Source organism: Inquilinus limosus, assembly GCF_002195995.1.
Classification (GTDB): domain Bacteria; phylum Pseudomonadota; class Alphaproteobacteria; order DSM-16000; family Inquilinaceae; genus Inquilinus; species Inquilinus limosus_C.
The window spans coordinates 1-17,083 of record NZ_NHON01000112.1 but is presented as its reverse complement, the minus strand read 5'-3'; the positions used below and the strand labels follow the sequence as shown (position 1 = coordinate 17,083).

The following is a 17,083-nucleotide window of genomic DNA, read 5'->3' as shown; positions in this document are numbered from 1 at the left end:
GGCGCCCGCTGCGGCCGCCAAGCCCGCTGTCGCGGCCCCGGCGGCGCCTGCGGCGGCCGGCAATGCGGTGTTCCCGACGGCCGTCTCGTCGAAATACGCGAACGAGACCCCGGGCAAGGCGCGGATGCACACCTGCCTCGACCAGTACAACGCCAACAAGGCCAACAACGGCAATGGCGGCCTGCGCTGGATCGAGAAGGGCGGCGGCTACTACAGCCAGTGCAACGCCCGCCTGAAGAGCTGATCCGGGCCCGGGGCGGCGCGCCGGCCTGACCGCGCGCGCCGCCCGCCCAACCTGAGTGCTGCGTCACTGTCCCTTCCATCGCCCAGCGACGGGGAGCCGATCATGAGCTTGTTCGACAACATCAAGGGCGCCGTCGGCGACCTCATCGCCAAGGAGGCGCCGGAGGGCATTCCGGCGCTGCTGTCCAACGCCCTGGCCCAGGCCGGCGGGCTGCAGGGCATCCTGGCCAAGCTGCAGGCCGGCGGCCTCGGCGACCAGGTCAGTTCCTGGATCGGCACCGGCGGCAACCTGCCGGTCAGCGCCGAGCAGATCCAGGCCGCGCTGGGCGACCAGCATGTCCAGCAGATCGCCGCGTCGCTCGGCATTCCCACCGACAAGGTCCTGGCCTTCCTGTCCCAGCACCTGCCGGCCGCGGTCGACCACGCCACGCCGAACGGCACGCTGCCGCCCGCCACCGCCTGACGCTCCGCCGTCCAGGCCCGCAGCCCGATCAACACGCCGGAAATCCATTTTCGGCGTGTTGATTATTTGGAATTGACATTTTGTACGGCATGTCCATGTGATCCGCTGGAGATCGCCGCGGCGGCGATCGCTTCCGGATTCATGCGATGTCGACTGTCAGTCTTCCGGGCGGGGGTGTCTCCGCCGGTCCCCGCCTTGCCCCGGCGATCAACGGGCGCGTCGTCGGCCTGGCCGGCCTGGTGCTGCTCGCCGGCGTGCTGCTGCTCTCCGCAGTGATCGATGCCCGCCAGGCGGCGCTCTACGTCCTGGGCGCGGCGCTCGGCGCGGTGCTGTACCACGCCGCGTTCGGCTTCACCTCGGCCTGGCGCGTCTTCATCGCCGATGGCCGCGGCGCCGGCCTCAGGGCGCAGATGGTGATGCTGGCGGTGGCCGTGCTGCTGTTCTTCCCGGCGCTGTCGGCCGGCACGCTGTTCGGCCAGCCGGTCAGCGGCAACGTCTCGCCGCTCGGCGTCTCGGTGGTGGTCGGCGCCTTCCTCTTCGGCATCGGCATGCAGCTCGGCGGCGGCTGCGCCTCCGGCACGCTCTACACGGTCGGCGGCGGCTCGACCCGCATGGTGCTGACCCTGGTGTTCTTCATCATCGGCTCTGCGGTCGGCGCGGCGCATCTGCACTGGTGGACGGCGCAGCCCTCGCTGCCGGCCGTGTCGCTGGTCACCAGCCTCGGACTGTGGCCGGCGCTGGCGCTCAGCCTCGCCCTGTTCGCCGCCATCGCCGGCCTGACCGTGCTGCGCGAGCGCCGCCTCCACGGTGCCCTGGTGGCGTCCGAGGCGCCGGCGACGCGCGGGCTGCAGCGCCTGCTGCGCGGCCCGTGGCCGCTTGTCTGGGGCGGCGTCGCCCTGGCGGTGCTGAACTTCGTCACCCTGGCCCTGGCTGGGCGGCCCTGGGGCATCACCTCGGCCTTCGCCCTGTGGGGCTCCAAGGCGGCGGCGCTGGTCGGGTTCGACCCGGCCTCCTGGCCCTATTGGTCCAAGCCGGCCAGTGCGGCGGCCCTGAACGGCAGCATCCTGAGCGACGTCACCTCGGTGATGGATATCGGCATCATCGTCGGCGCGCTGCTGGCCGCTGGCCTGGCCGGGCGCTTCGCGCCGGTGTGGCGGATCCCCGGCCGCCAGGTCGCCGCAGCGGTCGTCGGCGGGCTGCTGCTCGGCTACGGCGCCCGCCTGGCCTATGGCTGCAACATCGGCGCCTATTTCTCGGGCATCGCCTCCGGCAGCCTGCATGGCTGGCTGTGGCTGGTCGCCGCCTTCTTCGGCAATGTCGCCGGCACTTATCTCCGTCCGGCCTTTGCCCTGGAGGTCGAGCGGACGCCGCGCCTGACCGGCTGCTGACGTCCGCTCGGTCCGGTCACAGCAGGAAGTCGGCCGCGACCAGATGGATCGCGCCGGTCAGGACGATGCTGAAATCGGCCTTGGCGTCGCCATTGACGTCGCCGGAGACCGTGGTGGTGCTGCCGGTGATGGCGTAATGCAGCTCGCCGGCGTGATGGCCGAACGCCGCCGTGCCGATGAAGCTGAATGCCTGGTTGCCGCCGGCGCCGGTGTTGGCGTCGATCGGGCGCAGGTCGATCCGGTCGCCCTCGGCATGGCTGAAATCGGCGATCCGGTCGGGGGCGGCCACCTTGCTGTGGGTGATCGAGTCGAAGACGAAGCGATCGGCTCCGGCGCCGCCGCCCAGGCCGTCCTGGCCGGCACGGCCATCGATCACGTCGTTGCCGGCATTGCCGACCAGGGTGTTCGCGGTGGCGCCGCCATAAAGGACGTCATTGCCGGAGCTGCCATAGACGCCCTCGATGCCGCTCAGTATGTCGCCCTGGGCGTTGCCGCCGATGCCCTTGCCGGCAGCGATATCGACCGTCACGCCGACCGAGCTTTCGCTGTACATGGCGATGTCGATGCCGGAGCCGCCGACCAGATGGTCGGCCCCGGCGCCCCCGCGCAGGACATCGTTGCCGTTGCCGCCCTCGAGCGTGTCGTTGCCGGCGAGGCCGCTGAGCGTGTCGTTGCCGGCCAGGCCGGACAGGGTGTCGGCCTTCTGCGACCCGGTCTGGCTGTCGTTGCCGGCGAACAGGCTGTTGGCCAGGCCGGTGAAGTCGCCGTTCGAGATCTGCGAATAGGTCGTCGCCGCGCTGGCCGACATGCCGGACAGCGTGGCGATGGCGACGCCGTTCTGCGACAGCACCAGCCCGCTCACGACGCCGGTGATGCCGAACAGGCCGATGCCGAGGCCGGTGCCGGCGATGTCGATCGACACCCCGTCGAAATTGATGTGCCCGGCGGTGGAGGTGAGGGAGGTGATCCTGGGATTGTCGAAATCGAGCTGTCCCAGGGCATCGAAGGAGAATCCCGCGCCGTCGATGCCGTTCGGCGCGTTCACGGTCAGCGTCGTCATCTGCAAACCCCTCCTGGCCCCGGACTCCGGTCCGGCGGCTCTTCGTTGGAATACGGGGGTATGCTAGCGACGCGGGGTGGGAACCGCCATCGCGATGACAGTAATTCCGCGATTAAATCTTTGTGAAAGTGAATCAATATCTGAAGTATTTTGCTGCAATGCAAAATTTATAAGATTTCAAATCTTCGAAGATCGATGCTGATCCGACGGTCCGGCTCCGTCCGGGTCGGCGACGCGGCTGCTGACATGGGGCGGCGATCCTCGCTAGTCTGGCGGCCAAGGATCCAGATCACAGCGGTGCCCCAGATGAGCTCCGACCAGCCCACCCCGACCGCCGCCAACCCGCTGCTCGCGGAGTCGACCGCGCCCTTCGGCAGCCCGCCCTGGCAGCGGATCGAGGTCGCACATTTCCGCCCGGCCTTCGATGCCGCCCTGGCCGAGCATGACCGCGAGATCGCGGCGATCGCCGGCGACCCGGCCGAGCCGAGCTTCGACAACACCGTCGCGGCGCTGGAGCGCAGCGGGCGGACGCTGCGCCGGGTCGCCGCCGCCTTCTTCAACCTGACCTCGGCCCACAGCAACGACGCGCTGGAGGCGGTGGAGCGCGATATCGCGCCGCTGCTGGCCCGGCACCACAACGCGATCCAGCAGAACCCGGCGCTGTTCCGCCGGGTCGACGCCCTGTTCGCCCGCCGCGGCGATCTCGGCCTGACGCCGGAGCAGGGCCGGGTGCTGGAGCGCTACCATCTCGGCTTCACCCGCAGCGGCGCCGGGCTGGACGAGGCGGCGAAGCGCCGCCTGTCCGAGATCGTCGAGCGGCTGGCCACGCTGGGCACAAGCTTCGGCCAGAACGTCCTGGCCGACGAGAAGGCCTATGCCCTGATGCTGGACGGCGAGGCCGACCTGGCCGGCCTGCCGCAGGAGCTGCGCGACGCGGCCGCTGCGGCGGCAGCCGATCGCGGCCAGCCGGGCCGGCACGCGATCACGCTCGGCCGGTCCAGCATCGAGCCGTTCCTGCAATTCTCCACCCGGCGCGACCTGCGCGAGACCGCCTTCAAGGCCTGGATCGCCCGCGGCGAGGGCGCCGCGGCCGACAACCGGCCGATCATCGCCGAGACCGTGGCGCTGCGGGCGGAGCAGGCCCAGCTGCTGGGCTATCCCAGCTACGCCGATTTCCGCCTGGCCGACACCATGGCCAAGACGCCGGAGGCGGCGCTCGGCCTGCTGAACTCTGTGTGGCAGCCGGCCCGCGCCCGCGCCCTGCGCGAGCAGGAGAAGCTGCAGGCGCTGGTGGCGGAGGAGGGCGGCAATTTCGAGGTCGCCGCCTGGGACTGGCGCTACTACGCCGAGCAGCAGCGCAAGCGGGAGTTCGACCTCGACGAGAGCGAGCTCAAGCCCTACCTGCAGCTCGAACGGATCATCGAGGCCGCCTTCGACACGGCGCACCGCCTGTTCGGCCTGTCCTTCCGGGAACGGCCCGACGTGCCGGTCTGGCACCCCGATGTCCGGACCTGGGAGGTGACCGGCCGGGACGGGCGCTTCGTCGGGCTGTTCTACGGGGACTATTTCGCCCGGCCGTCCAAGCGCAGCGGCGCCTGGATGGAGGCGATCCGCGAGCAGGAGAGTCTCGACGGCGAGGTGCGCCCGATCGTCGTCAACGTCATGAACTTCGCCAAGGTGGCGGAGGGCACGCCGAGCCTGCTCAGCTTCGACGACGCCCGCACCCTGTTCCACGAGTTCGGCCACGCTTTGCACGGGCTGATGTCGGACCTGACCTACCCAACGATCGCCGGCACCAATGTGGCGCGCGACTTCGTCGAGTTCCCGTCGCAGCTCTACGAGCACTGGCTGGAGCGGCCGGAGATCCTGCGCCGCCACGCGCTGCACTACCGCACCGGCGAGCCGATGCCGGAGGCGCTGCTGCAGCGGGTGCTGGCGGCGCGCAGCTTCAACCAGGGCTTCGCCACGGTCGAGTTCATCTCCTCCGCCCTGGTCGATCTCGACTTCCACGCCGCGGGCGCCGACGCGTCCGACCCGGCGGCGTTCGAGCGGGCGACCTTGCAGCGCATCGGCATGCCGTCGGCGATCGTGATGCGGCACCGGCCGCCGCATTTCCAGCACGTCTTCGCCGGCAGCGGCTATTCCGCCGGCTATTACAGCTATCTGTGGTCCGAGGTGCTGGACGCGGACGGCTTCGGCGCCTTCGAGGAGGCCGGCGACATCTTCGACCCGGCGGTGTCGCAGCGCCTGGCGGAGTTCGTCTATTCCGCCGGCTACCGCCGCGACCCGGCCGAGGCCTACCAGGCCTTCCGCGGCCGCCCGCCGGAGCCGGCGGCGCTGCTGAAGAAGCGGGGTTTGGCAGAGGCGGCATAGAGGATCGCTTTTTGCGTGGCCTCTCCCGCTTGCGGGAGAGGTCGGAGACGCGAAGCGGCTCCGGGTGAGGGGAGTTTGTCGAGGCCTGGGCCAACCCTCACCCGGCCGTCCTGCGGACGTCCGACCTCTCCCGCCAGGCGGGAGAGGTCACGCGCAGACGCTCGAAATCCGCCGCCCTTCGCCGAGTGGCCTCTACGCCCGCTCCTCCGCCCAGATCGCGTCCAGCCCCTCGCGGAAGCTCGGATAGGCCAGGTGCGCCCCGAGCTCGTCGATGATCCGGTCGACGCGCAGCCGCTTGCACTCCGAGTAGAACTCGCGGCCGAGCGGCGACAGGCCGGCCTGCTCGAACGGAATCAACGGCGGCGGGTCGATGCCGAGCAGCTTGGCGGCATGCTCGATCGGGTCGTTCGGGCTGGACGGGTGGCCGTCGGCGACATTGTAGATCGCGCCCGGATTGGGTGCGCGCATCGACGCCATCAGCACGCTGCCGATATCGTCGACATGAATGCGGTTGAACACCTGGCCCGGCTTGTCGATGCGGCGGGCGCGGCCGTGCCGCAGCTGGTCGAGGGCGCTGCGCCCAGGCCCGTAGATCCCGGCCAGGCGGAACACCTGCACCGCCACGCCGGTGCTCTGAAAGGCCGTGAACCAGGCGCGCTCCGCCTCCAGCCGCTTCCAGCCGCGCGGCGAGCCCGGGGTCGGATCGGCGGTCTCGTCGATCCAGGCACCGCCGCGGTCGCCATAGACCGACGGCGTTGAGAGATACCCGGCCCAGCCCAGCTGCGGCAGCGCCCGCAGCGCCTCGGCCAGTGCCGGCACCGCCGGGTCGCCCGATTCCTCCGGCGAGATCGACTGGATCAGATGCGTGGTCCCGGCCAGGGCCGCGGGGTCCAGCGGTTGGTCCGGGCCGAAGGCATGGGCGTCGAAGCCTTCGTCCCGCAGCCGCTCCAGCCGGTCGGCGTCGCGCGTGGTGCCGGCGACCTGCCAGCCGAGGTCGCGCAGCCGCCGGGCCAGCCGGGTCATGCTGTAGCCGAGGCCGAAGACGAAAAGACGGCCGGGTCGCAGATCGTCCATCACATGTCGCGTCGCTGTTGCCTTCCAGGGGAAGCCTATAGCAATGTGCCGGCCGGGACGTCGACGGTGCGTCCCGCGACGCCCCCGGGATGCTCAAAGGCAACGGGGTCTCTGGACGGATAGATCCAAGCGATATCCGCGCGTGCCGCCCACCGTCCGCTGCCGGGACCCGTCCCGGCCGTGCCGGCATGGCGGGAAGCCAGGAGGGCATGATGGCGGGCAAGCTGGGCGTGATGATCTGCGGCCATGGCAGCCGGGACCAGGGGGCCGTGGACGAGTTCGCCGCCGTGTCCCTGCAGCTGCGCCGCCGCCTGCCGCAATACGAGGTCGATTACGGCTATCTCGAATTCGCCCGGCCGATCATCCGCGACGGGCTGGACCGGCTGCGCGCCAAGGGCGTGACCGAGGTGCTGGCGATCCCCGGCATGCTGTTCGCCGCCGGCCACGCCAAGAACGACATTCCTTCGGTGCTGAACACCTACCAGGCGCAGAACCCGGGCCTGACCATCCGCTACGGCCGCGAGCTGGGCATCGACGTGAAGATGCTGCGCGCCGCCGGCGAGCGGGTGCAGGAGGCGGTGGAGATCGCCGATGCCAAGCGGGAAGATGGGCCCGTGCCGCTGCACGAGACCATGCTGGTGGTGGTCGGCCGCGGCGCCTCGGACCCCGACGCCAACTCCAATGTCGCCAAGGTGATGCGGATGCTGTGGGAGGGCATCGGCTTCGGCTGGGGCGAGACCGCCTATTCCGGCGTCACCTTCCCGCTGGTCGAGCCGGCGCTGGAACATGCCGCCAAGCTGGGCTACCGCCGCATCGTCGTGTTCCCGTATTTCCTGTTCACCGGCATCCTGGTCGACCGGATCTATGACGCCACCGACGCCGTCGCCGCCCGCCATCCGGGCATCGAATTCGTCAAGGCGCGCTACCTGAACGACCACCCGCTGGTGCTGGAGACGCTGGAGGAGCGGATCGCCGAGATCCTCGCCGGCACCGGCAACATGAACTGCCAGATGTGCAAGTACCGGATGCAGGTGCTGGGCTTCGAGGCCGAGGTCGGCCTGCCGCAGGAAAGCCACCACCACCACGTCGAAGGCATCTCCGGCGGCCCGGCGCACCATCACCACGATCATGGGCATCACCATGACCATGGGCATGACCATCATCACCACGGCGATCACGGCCACCATCACCATCATCAAGATGACGGCCATCACCATCACGAGCATGACCACAGCCATGAGCACGGTCACGATCATGGCCATAGGCACAGCCACGACCATGGCCACCACCATCATCCCTATCCCCATGCCGACCATCCGCTGGGGCCGAAGAGCCTGAAGAAGGCCGGGTGAGGGCAGGTGGCGCACGCCTATCTCCGCGACCCGGAAGCGATCTACCGCCAGTCCTTCGCCACCATCCGGGCGGAGGCGCGGCTGGAGCGGTTCCCGCCGGACGTGGCCGCGCTCGCGGTGCGGGTAGCGCATGCCTGCGGCATGGTCGAGGTGGTCGACGACCTGCTCTTCACCCTCGATGTCGCTGCGCGCGGCCGGGCGGCGCTGGCGGCCGGTGCGCCGGTGCTGGTCGATTGCCGGATGGTCGAGTCCGGCATCATCCGTGCCCGCCTTCCGGCGGGAAACGAGGTCGTGTCGCTGATCGGCGACCCGTCGCTGCCCGATCTGGCCCACCGCCTCGGCACCACCCGCTCCGCCGCGATGGTCGATCTGTGGCGCGACCGGCTGGACGGCGCGGTGGTGGCGATCGGCAACGCCCCGACCGCGCTGTTCCGGCTGCTTGAGCTGCTGGAGGAAGGCGCGGCAAGGCCCGCCGCCATCCTGGGCTTCCCGGTCGGCTTCGTCGGCGCCGCCGAATCCAAGGCGGCCCTGGCCGAAAGCGACCTGCCGTTCCTGACCCTGCCGGGCCGGCGCGGCGGCAGCGCCATGGCCTCGGCCGCGGTCAACGCCCTGGCGCGGGAGGGGATCTGATGGCCCCTTGGCTCAGCGTCATCGGCATCGGCGAGGACGGGCTGGCCGGCCTGTCGCCGGCCGCCCGCGCCCTCTATGACGGCGCCGAGATCGTGGTCGGCGGCAAGCGGCACCTGGCGATGGTGCCGGAGGATGGCCGCCGCCGCATCCCCTGGCCGCCGCAGCTGCTGGCCCTGGTGCCGGAGATCGAGGCGCTGCGCGGCCGCCGGGTCTGCGTCCTGGCCAGCGGCGACCCGATGTGCTTCGGCGTCGGCGTCACCCTGTCGCGCCGCATCCCGATCGCCGAGATGGTGGTGCTGCCCACGCCCTCGGCCTTCAGCCTGGCCTGCGCCCGGCTGGGCTGGCCGCTGGTCGAGGCCCGCATGGTGACGCTGCACGGACGGCCGCTGGAGCTGGTGGTGCCGCACCTCCAGCCCGGCGCGAAGCTCCTGGTGCTCAGCGCCGACCGCACCACCCCGGCGAGCCTGGCGGAGTTGCTTCGCCGCACCGGCTGGGGCCGCAGCGGCTTCGTCGTGCTGGAGCGGATGGGCGGGGAGGGCGAGCGCCTCACCCGCGCCACCGCCGCGGAGTGGGGGGGCCGGGAGGTCGACGACCTCAACACCATCGCCATCGACTGCGTCGCCGGGCCGGACACGCGCGTGCTGCCGGCCGTGCCGGGCCTGCCGGACGACGCCTTCGCCCATGACGGCCAGCTGACCAAGCGCGAGGTCCGGGCCATCACCCTGGCGGCGCTGGCGCCGTCGCCCGGCCAGATGCTGTGGGATGTCGGCGCTGGTTGCGGCTCGATCGCGATCGAGTGGATGCGCAGCGACCCGCGCTGCCGGGCCGTGGCGGTCGAGCGCGACGACGGCCGCCTGGCCCTGATCGCCCAGAACGCGGCGGCGCTGGGCACGCCCTTCCTCAAGGTCGCGCGGGGCGAGGCGCCGACGGTTCTCGGCGAGGACCTGCCGCGGCCCGACGCGGTGTTCATCGGCGGCGGCATCACGGCGGAGGGCGTCGTCGAGGCCTGCTGGGCGGCGCTGCCGCCGGGCGGAAGGCTGGTCGCCAATGTGGTGACGGCGGAGGGCGAGGTCGCGGTGATCGGCCACCAGCCCCGGCTCGGCGGCAGCCTGTCCCGCATCGCCGTCTCACGCGCCGAACCGGTCGGCGGCTATCACGGCTGGCGCCCACTGATGCCGGTGACGCAATGGACTGCCACGAAGCCGTGGGGTGAGGCGTGATGGAGCGGCCGCGGCCCTTTACCTCTCCTTGGGGAGAGGTCGGAATCGCGCAGCGATTCCGGGTGAGGGGGCGGCTCCGGCCCCTGGAGTCGTTCGCAATGTCGAAGCCGGCTCTCCCCCTCACCCTCCCGCCGCCTTCGGCGTCGGGCCCCTCCCTCTCCCCGAGGAGAGGGGATTTGGCTCGAGGGCAACGCAGATGACCGGCACCCTCTACGGCCTCGGCGTCGGGCCGGGCGATCCGGAGCTGGTGACGCTAAAGGCGCTGCGGCTGCTGCGGGCGGTGCCGGTGCTGGCCTATCCGGCGCCGGATGTCGGCGACAGCTTCGCCCGTGCAATCGTGGCGTCGCATCTGCCGGGCGGCCAGATGGAGATCGCCATCCGCGTGCCGATGCGGGTCGACCCGACCCCGGCCCAGGCGGTCTACGACGCTGCGGCGGTCGAGATCGGCGGCCATCTCGACGCTGGCCGCGACGTGGCGGTGCTGTGCGAGGGCGACCCGTTCTTCTACGGCTCCTTCATGTATCTGTTCGGCCGGCTGGCGGAGCGCCACCGGGTCGAGGTCGTGCCCGGCGTCTCGTCGCTGACCGCCTGCGCCGCCGCCACCGGCCTGCCGCTGGCCGCCCGCAACGACGTGCTGACGGTTTTGCCGGCGCCGCTGCCGGAGGAGGAGCTGCGGCCAAGGCTGCAGGCGGCCGAGGCCGTGGCGATCATGAAGCTCAGGCGTCACTTCAAGAAGATATCACAATTGCTTGAAGAAACTGGATTGTATGAGAATGCACGCTATGTCGAGCGGGCCACGCTGGGCCATCAGCGCGTGCTGAAGCTGAGCGAAGTCGACCCCGAATCCGTGCCCTATTTCTCGATGATCCTGGCGCATCGGCGCGGGGCGGCGTGGCGATGACGGCGCTGATCACCCTGACCCCGGGCGGGCTCGCCACCGCGCAGCGGCTCAAGCCGCTGCTGCCGGGCTCCGCGATCCACGCGCCGTCCTGCCGCGTCACCGGCGCCGACATCGCCTTCGGTAAGCTGGCCGACCATCTGCGCACCCTGTTCGCGGCGGGCGAGCCGATCATCGGCCTCTGCGCCGCCGGCGCCCTGATCCGCATCCTGGCGCCGCTGCTGGCCGACAAGCGCAGCGAGCCGCCTGTGCTGGCGGTGGCTGAGGATGGCAGCGCCGTGGTGCCGCTGCTGGGCGGCCATCACGGCGCCAACGACCTGGCCCGGCAGGTAGCGCAGATTCTCGGCATCGCCCCGGCGATCACCACCGCCGGCGACCTGCGCTTCGGCGTGGCGCTGGACGATCCGCCGCCCGGCTGGCGGCTGTCGGAGTCCAGCGATTACAAGAGCTTCGCCGCCGATCTTCTGGCCGGCGAGACCGTCCGTATCGACGGCGACCTGCCCTGGCTGGCAGAGGCCGGGCTGCCGCTCGACCCGGCCGCGCGCAAGGCGATCGTCGCCAGCGTGCGCACGCCGCCGGCCGATCCCGACCGGCTGGTGTTCCACCCGGCGAGGCTGGCGGTCGGCGTCGGCTGCGAGCGCGGCGCCGAGGCGGCGGAGATCGAGGCGCTGATCCGCGACACCTTGGCCGAGGCCGGGCTGGCCCCGGAGTCCGTGGCGGCGCTGGTCTCGGTCGACCTCAAGGCCGACGAGGCCGGGCTGCAGGCGGCGGCGCGGACGCTGGGCCTGCCGCTGCGCGTGTTCGACCCGGCGACGCTGGAGGCCGAGACGCCGCGCCTCGCGAACCCGTCCGAGGTGGTGTTCCGCGAGATCGGCTGCCACGGCGTGGCCGAGGCGGCGGCGCTCGCGGCAGCGGGTGAGGGCGGCCGCCTCATCGTCGAGAAGCACAAGTCGCGCCGCGCCACCTGCGCCGTGGCCGAGGCGCCTTCGATCCTCGACCCCGGGCGGATCGGCCGCAGGCGCGGCACGCTGGCGCTGATCGGCATGGGCCCGGGCCGGTCCGACTGGCGGGCACCCGAGGCCGACCGGCGGATCGCTGCGGCCACCGACCTGGTCGGCTACAGCCTGTACATCGACCTGCTCGGCCCAGCCGCGGCCGGCAAGGCGCGGCACGACTACAAGCTGGGCGAGGAGGAGCTGCGGGTACGCGCGGCGCTGGACCTGGCGGCGGAGGGGCGGGACGTCGCCCTGATCTGCTCCGGCGACGCCGGCATCTACGCGATGGGCAGCCTGCTGTGGGAGCTGATCGAGCGCGGCGGCCGGCCGGACTGGCGCCGGGTCGAGGTCACCACCGTGCCCGGAATCTCGGCGATGCAGGCGGCCGCGTCCCGCATCGGCGCGCCGCTGGGCCATGATTTCTGCGCCATCTCGCTGTCCGACCTGATGACGCCCTGGCCGGCGATCGAGCGGCGGATCGCGGCGGCGGCGCAGGGCGATTTCGTCGTCGCCTTCTACAACCCGGTGTCGCAGCGCCGCCGCTTCCAGCTGGCGCGGGCGCAGGAGACCCTGCTGGGGCATCGCCCGGCGGCGACGCCGGTGGTGCTGGGCCGCAATCTTGGCCGTGAGGGCGAGACCCTGACCGTCACGACGCTCGGCGCGCTGACCGTCGACATGGTCGACATGCTGACCCTGGTGCTGGTCGGCTCCTCGGAAAGCCGGGCGTTGACGCTCGGCGACGGCACCCCGCGCGTCTACACGCCGCGCGGCTATGGCGACAAGCCGGAGGCGCAGCGGGCATGAGGGGCAGGGCGAACGGATCGATGAAGCGAGAGACAGCGCGTTGCCTCTCCCGCGGGGCGGGAGAGGTCGGACGTCCGCCAGGACGTCCGGGTGAGGGCTGGCACCGGCCTCGACGAAGGACCCTCACCCGGAGCCGCTTCGCGTCTCCGACCTCTCCCGCAAGCGGGAGAGGCAATCTGGATAGCGCGACGGCGGTGTCCGTTCTCGAAGGAGCGCGGGCATGACCGTGCATTTCATCGGCGCCGGCCCCGGCGACCCGGACCTGCTGACCCTGCGGGGGCGCGACCTGATCGCCCGCTGCCCGATCTGCCTCTATGCCGGCTCGCTGGTGCCGGAGGCGGTGGTGGCGCATGCGCCGCCCGACGCGCGGGTGATCGACACCGCGCCGCTGCATCTCGACCAGATCATCGCCGAGATCGAGGCTGCCCACGCCCGCGGCCAGGACGTCGCCCGGGTGCATTCCGGCGACCCGTCGCTCTACGGCGCGATCGCCGAGCAGATCCGCCGGCTGAAGGCGCTGGGCATCGCCTACACCATCACCCCCGGCGTGCCGGCTTTCGCGGCGGCTGCCGCCGCCCTGGGCACCGAGCTGACCTTGCCCGACGTCAGCCAGACCGTGATCCTGACGCGGACCACGATGAAGGCCTCGGCCATGCCGCCGGGCGAGGAGCTGGAGACGCTCGGCCGCTCCGGCGCGACCCTGGCGATCCATCTGTCGATCCGCAACATTCCGGCGGTGCGCCGGGCGCTGGAGCCGACCTACGGCGCCGATTGCCCGGTGGTGGTGGTGTACCGCGCCACCTGGCCGGACCAGCAGATCATCCGCGGCACCCTGGCCGATATCGGCGCCCGGGTGCGCGCGGCGAAGATCACCCGCACCGCGCTGATCCTGGTCGGCCGCGTGCTGGGCGGCGACACCGCGTTCACCGACAGCGCCCTCTACGACCCGGCGCATGTCCATGTGCTGCGCCCGAAGCGCGGCACGAAAGTTGCATCTGCGTGATACCGATGGCCCGTAATCCCGAACCGTCATGGCGAGCCCCGAAGGGGCGTGGCCATCCAGCGGCACCGCCCCTTGGATGGCCACGTCGCTGCGCTCCTCGCCATGACGGTTTGGGATTATGGGCCGGCATTCATTCCCTGACGTCCTGACCCTGGAGACCCGTCCATGAAACTCGCCAAGACCCTCGCCCTGACCGCGCTGGCGACGCTGCTGCCGGTGGCGGCCTATGCCCATCCGGGGCATGACGTCGTCGGCTTCTCGGCCGGCTTCGAGCACCCGTTCTCGGGCCTCGACCACATCCTCGCCATGGTCGCGGTCGGCATCTGGGCCGGCCAGGTCGGCGGCCGCTACATCTGGCAGGCGCCGCTGGCCTTCCTGACCCTGATGGCGCTGGGCGGCGTCGCCGGCATCGAGGGCCTGGGCCTGCCGATGGTCGAGCTCGGCATCGCCGGGTCGATCATCGTCTTCGGCGCGCTGATCGCGCTGGCGGTACGGCCGGTGGCCTGGGTCGGCATGGCGGTGACCGGGGTGTTCGCCGTGTTCCACGGCTACGCCCATGGCGCCGAGATGCATCCGGATTCCTCGGCCCTGACCTACGGGCTCGGCTTCATCGCCGCGACCGCGATCCTGCACGGCATCGGCATCGGCGCGGCGCTGGGCCTGAACCGGCTGCGCTTCGCCCCGGTGGAGCGCGCGCTGGGCGCCGCCATCGCCGTGGCCGGCGTGGTCATCGCGGCCGGCTGAGCCAGTCCAGCGCCCCGGCGACGTCCGGCACGGCCCCAGTGGCGGCTGACATCGCCGGGGGTGCCGGGCGCCGGATCATGACCACCGGGATCGACGCCTCGCGCGCCGCCGCCAGCTTCGCCGCCGTGGCGTCGCCGCCGGCATTCTTGGCGACGATCGCACGGATGCCGTGCCGGGCGATCAAGTCGCGCTCGCCGTCCAGCGTGAACGGGCCGCGCTCATTCAGCAGCAGGCAGTCCGGCGGCAGGTCTTCCGGCGCCGGCGGCTCGATCGAGCGCAGCACGAAGCGCAGATCCGGACAGCGCCGGAACGCCGTCACATCCTGCCGGCCCAGTGTCAGCAGCACCGCGGAGCCGGCCGGCAGCGCCCCGGCCAGCCAGCCGGTCGCCTCCGCGGCATCGGCCACGTCGATCCAGCGGTCGCCCAGCACCGGCGCCCAGGCCGGCCGCTCGATCCGCAGCAGCGGCATGCCCAGTTCGGCGCAGGCGGCCGCGGCATGGGCGGAGATGGCGGCGGCGAAGGGATGGGTGGCGTCGATCACCCGGTCGATCCGTCCGGCCCGCAGATACGCCGCCAGCCCGTCGGCGCCGCCGAAGCCGCCGATCCGCACCGCGCCCGGCAGCGCCGCTGGTGCCCGGGTGCGCCCGGCCAGCGAGGTGGTGACCTGCCAGGCTCCGGCGTCGACCAAAGCGCGGGCCAGCGCCGCGGCCTCGGTGGTGCCGCCCAGGATCAGCAGCCTGCCGGCCATCAGGGCTTCGTCTGGTTGCAGGTCATGCCTCGTCTCATATGTCATGCGTCGCAAGCTGCCTAGCGGTGTCGCGGCATGGCTTCTAAGGTTCCGGTGATGATTGATCTTCCCTTGCCCTTTCCGGCCTTCGAGCCCGGCTGGGTCTGGCTGGTCGGCGCCGGTCCCGGCGATCCCGGCCTGTTGACCCTGCACGCGCTGCACGCGCTGCGCTCGGCCGATGTCGTGGTCTATGACGCGCTGGTGTCCGACGCCATCATCGGCCTGGCGGTGCCGGGCGCACAGCTGGAATTCGCCGGCAAGCGCGGCGGCAAGCCGTCGCCGAAGCAGCCCGACATCACCGCCCGTCTGATCCAGCTGGCCCGGTCCGGCAAGCGCGTGCTGCGCCTGAAGGGCGGCGACCCCTTCGTCTTCGGCCGGGGCGGGGAGGAGGGGCTGGCCCTGGTCGAGGCCGGCATCCCGTTCCGCATCGTCCCCGGCATCACCGCCGGCGTCGGCGGCCCGGCCTATGCCGGCATTCCGGTGACGCATCGCGACACCAACCACGCCGTCACTTTCCTGACCGGCCACGACGCCAGCGGCGACATGACCCACGGCGTCGCCTGGGACGCGATCGCCCGCGGCTCGCCTGTGATCGTGGTTTACATGGCGATCAAGCACATCGCCCGGATCGCGGCGCATCTGATCGAGGGCGGCCGGTCGCCGGACGAGCCGGTGGCGGTGATCAGCCGCGCGACGACGCCGCAGCAGCGGGTGCTGGAGACCACGCTGGCCCGCGCGGCGGAGGATGTCGCGGCCCAGGGCATGGAGGCCCCGGCGGTGGTCGTGGTCGGCGAGGTGGTGCGGCTGCGCCAGGCGCTCGACTGGCTCGGCGCGCTGGACGGCAAGGTCCTGATCCCGGATCCGCTCGGCACCCGCGCGAAGGGCGAGGCAGGGTGATGGCTTCGACGCCCGTCCCTCTCTCTCGGATTAACCGATCTCCGGGCGCCGTCAATTTGCCTCTCCCGCTTGCGGGAGAGGTCGGGCTCGCGCAGCGAGACCGGGTGAGGGCAATCCGGCCGCGACGCTACGAGCTGCGTTTCAGAACAAGGGCGGATCATGCGCTCGCTTGCCGCAAAGCCGCGCTTTCGGCAAAGCCGCGATCCCCTCACCCGGACATCCTTCGGATGTCCGACCTCTCCCGCAAGCGGGAGAGGCAATTCGTTTGTACGCTCGCCGTCGGTGTCGCCGATCGATGTGTGCACGCCGTAGCTTCCCGAGAAGGGATTGGAGCGTTGCGACTTTACCTCTCCTTGGGGAGAGGTCGAAATCGCGCAGCGATTTCGGGTGAGGGGGCGAGTGCGGTGCCTCTGGCCGGCACGTTCTAGCCATGCCTGTTCCCGCCCTGATGATCGCGGCGCCGGCCTCCGGCAGCGGCAAGACGGTGGTGACGCTCGGCCTGCTGCGGCATCTGCGCGACCGCGGCGTGGCCGTCGCCTCGGCCAAGTCCGGGCCGGACTATATCGACCCCGCCTTCCACGCGGCGGCGAGCGGCCGGCCCTGCGTCAACCTCGACGCCTGGGCGATGCGGCCGCAGACGCTGGATGCGCTGGCGGCCCGCCAGGCCGAGAATGCCGAGCTGCTGGTGGTCGAGGCGGCGATGGGGCTGTTCGACGGCGCGCCCGGGCCCGGCTCGGTCGGCGACGGCTCGGCGGCCGACCTCGCCGCCCGCTTCGGCTGGCCGGTGGTGCTGGTGCTGGATGCCGGTGGCCAGGGCTTCTCCGCCGCCGCTGTGCTGGCCGGGTTCAGGGGCTTCCGCGCCGATGTTCGGGTCGCCGGGGTGATCTTCAACCGGATCGGCAGCGCCCGGCACGCGGCGATCCTGCGCCGGGCCGCCGATCATGCCGGCCTGCCGGTGCTCGGCCTGGTTCCACGGCTGCCGGCCCTGGCGCTGCCGTCCCGCCATCTCGGCCTGGTCCAGGCCGGCGAGCATGCGGCGCTAGAGGCGTTCCTGGCGGCGGCCGGAGAGGCGGTCGGGACGGAGGTGGATGGGGAGGGGCTGAAGCAAGTCGCTCTCACGAGTCCCCCCTCCCCTCGCGGGAGGGGGGTAGG

The 17,083-nt window shown here is 71.7% G+C and carries 16 protein-coding genes; 13 read left to right on the top strand and 3 right to left on the bottom strand.

Translation table 11 applies throughout. The features are described 5' to 3' along the window. The 3 genes from BWR60_RS31895 to BWR60_RS31885 form a co-directional block, all read left to right on the top strand. A partial coding sequence (locus BWR60_RS31895; protein WP_429913052.1) for a hypothetical protein occupies positions 1–244 on the top strand: 244 nt, incomplete at its 5' end. A gap of 102 nt (positions 245–346) precedes the next feature. After that, complete coding sequence (locus BWR60_RS31890) at positions 347–706, top strand: YidB family protein (protein ID WP_088156645.1); 360 nt, start codon at positions 347–349, stop codon at positions 704–706. Between the two features lie 146 nt (positions 707–852). Next, complete coding sequence (locus tag BWR60_RS31885; protein ID WP_088156643.1) at positions 853–2,094, top strand: YeeE/YedE family protein; 1,242 nt, start codon at positions 853–855, stop codon at positions 2,092–2,094. A gap of 16 nt (positions 2,095–2,110) precedes the next feature. On the opposite strand, the gene BWR60_RS31880 is transcribed toward BWR60_RS31885, so the two are convergent. Further along, positions 2,111–3,154 (bottom strand): calcium-binding protein, encoded by a 1,044-nt coding sequence (locus BWR60_RS31880; RefSeq protein ID WP_088156641.1) that lies wholly within the window; start codon positions 3,152–3,154, stop codon positions 2,111–2,113. 306 nt (positions 3,155–3,460) lie between these two features. On the opposite strand from BWR60_RS31880, the gene BWR60_RS31875 reads away from it, so the two are divergent. After that, positions 3,461–5,527, top strand: a complete 2,067-nt coding sequence (locus tag BWR60_RS31875) for a M3 family metallopeptidase (protein WP_088156639.1) — start codon at positions 3,461–3,463, stop codon at positions 5,525–5,527. 192 nt (positions 5,528–5,719) lie between these two features. Here the strand turns inward: BWR60_RS31875 and BWR60_RS31870 are convergent, their stop codons facing one another. Then, the gene (locus tag BWR60_RS31870; RefSeq protein WP_179222037.1) at positions 5,720–6,601 is read right to left on the bottom strand and encodes an SDR family oxidoreductase; all 882 of its coding nucleotides are present in this window, start codon (positions 6,599–6,601) and stop codon (positions 5,720–5,722) included. Positions 6,602–6,813: 212 nt separating this feature from the next. Between BWR60_RS31870 and BWR60_RS31865 the strand changes: the two genes are divergently transcribed. The 7 genes from BWR60_RS31865 (at position 6,814) to BWR60_RS31835 (ending at position 14,247) form a co-directional block, all read left to right on the top strand. Beyond that, on the top strand, positions 6,814–7,953 hold the full coding sequence (locus BWR60_RS31865; RefSeq protein WP_088156637.1) for a sirohydrochlorin chelatase: 1,140 nt from the start codon (positions 6,814–6,816) through the stop codon (positions 7,951–7,953). A 6-nt stretch (positions 7,954–7,959) separates the two neighbouring features. Next, positions 7,960–8,583 carry a precorrin-8X methylmutase gene (locus tag BWR60_RS31860; protein ID WP_088156635.1) on the top strand — a complete coding sequence of 208 codons (624 nt, stop codon included), beginning with the start codon at positions 7,960–7,962 and terminating at the stop codon, positions 8,581–8,583. After that, positions 8,583–9,803 carry a precorrin-6y C5,15-methyltransferase (decarboxylating) subunit CbiE gene (cbiE, locus tag BWR60_RS31855; RefSeq protein WP_088156633.1) on the top strand — a complete coding sequence of 407 codons (1,221 nt, stop codon included), beginning with the start codon at positions 8,583–8,585 and terminating at the stop codon, positions 9,801–9,803. The genes BWR60_RS31860 and cbiE overlap by 1 nt, the downstream gene beginning before the upstream one ends. A 196-nt stretch (positions 9,804–9,999) precedes the next feature. Further along, positions 10,000–10,704 carry a precorrin-2 C(20)-methyltransferase gene (gene cobI / locus BWR60_RS31850; RefSeq protein WP_088156631.1) on the top strand — a complete coding sequence of 235 codons (705 nt, stop codon included), beginning with the start codon at positions 10,000–10,002 and terminating at the stop codon, positions 10,702–10,704. Next, complete coding sequence (cobJ, locus tag BWR60_RS31845) at positions 10,701–12,500, top strand: precorrin-3B C(17)-methyltransferase (protein ID WP_088156629.1); 1,800 nt, start codon at positions 10,701–10,703, stop codon at positions 12,498–12,500. Before cobI ends, cobJ begins: the two co-directional genes overlap by 4 nt. Before the next feature lie 220 nt (positions 12,501–12,720). Then, positions 12,721–13,503 (top strand): precorrin-4 C(11)-methyltransferase, encoded by a 783-nt coding sequence (gene cobM, locus BWR60_RS31840; protein ID WP_088156627.1) that lies wholly within the window; start codon positions 12,721–12,723, stop codon positions 13,501–13,503. A gap of 165 nt (positions 13,504–13,668) precedes the next feature. Then, a complete protein-coding gene (locus tag BWR60_RS31835; protein WP_088156625.1) occupies positions 13,669–14,247 on the top strand; it encodes a HupE/UreJ family protein in 579 nt (192 codons plus the stop codon). Here the strand turns inward: BWR60_RS31835 and BWR60_RS31830 are convergent. Further along, positions 14,231–14,995 (bottom strand): cobalt-precorrin-6A reductase, encoded by a 765-nt coding sequence (locus BWR60_RS31830; protein ID WP_088156623.1) that lies wholly within the window; start codon positions 14,993–14,995, stop codon positions 14,231–14,233. The genes BWR60_RS31835 and BWR60_RS31830 overlap by 17 nt on opposite strands. Before the next feature lie 96 nt (positions 14,996–15,091). On the opposite strand from BWR60_RS31830, the gene cobA reads away from it, so the two are divergent. Both cobA and BWR60_RS31820 read left to right on the top strand, forming a co-directional pair. Beyond that, the gene (cobA, locus tag BWR60_RS31825) at positions 15,092–15,931 is read left to right on the top strand and encodes a uroporphyrinogen-III C-methyltransferase (RefSeq protein ID WP_088156621.1); all 840 of its coding nucleotides are present in this window, start codon (positions 15,092–15,094) and stop codon (positions 15,929–15,931) included. A 430-nt stretch (positions 15,932–16,361) separates the two neighbouring features. Beyond that, a partial coding sequence (locus tag BWR60_RS31820; protein ID WP_144445828.1) for a cobyrinate a,c-diamide synthase occupies positions 16,362–17,083 on the top strand: 722 nt, incomplete at its 3' end.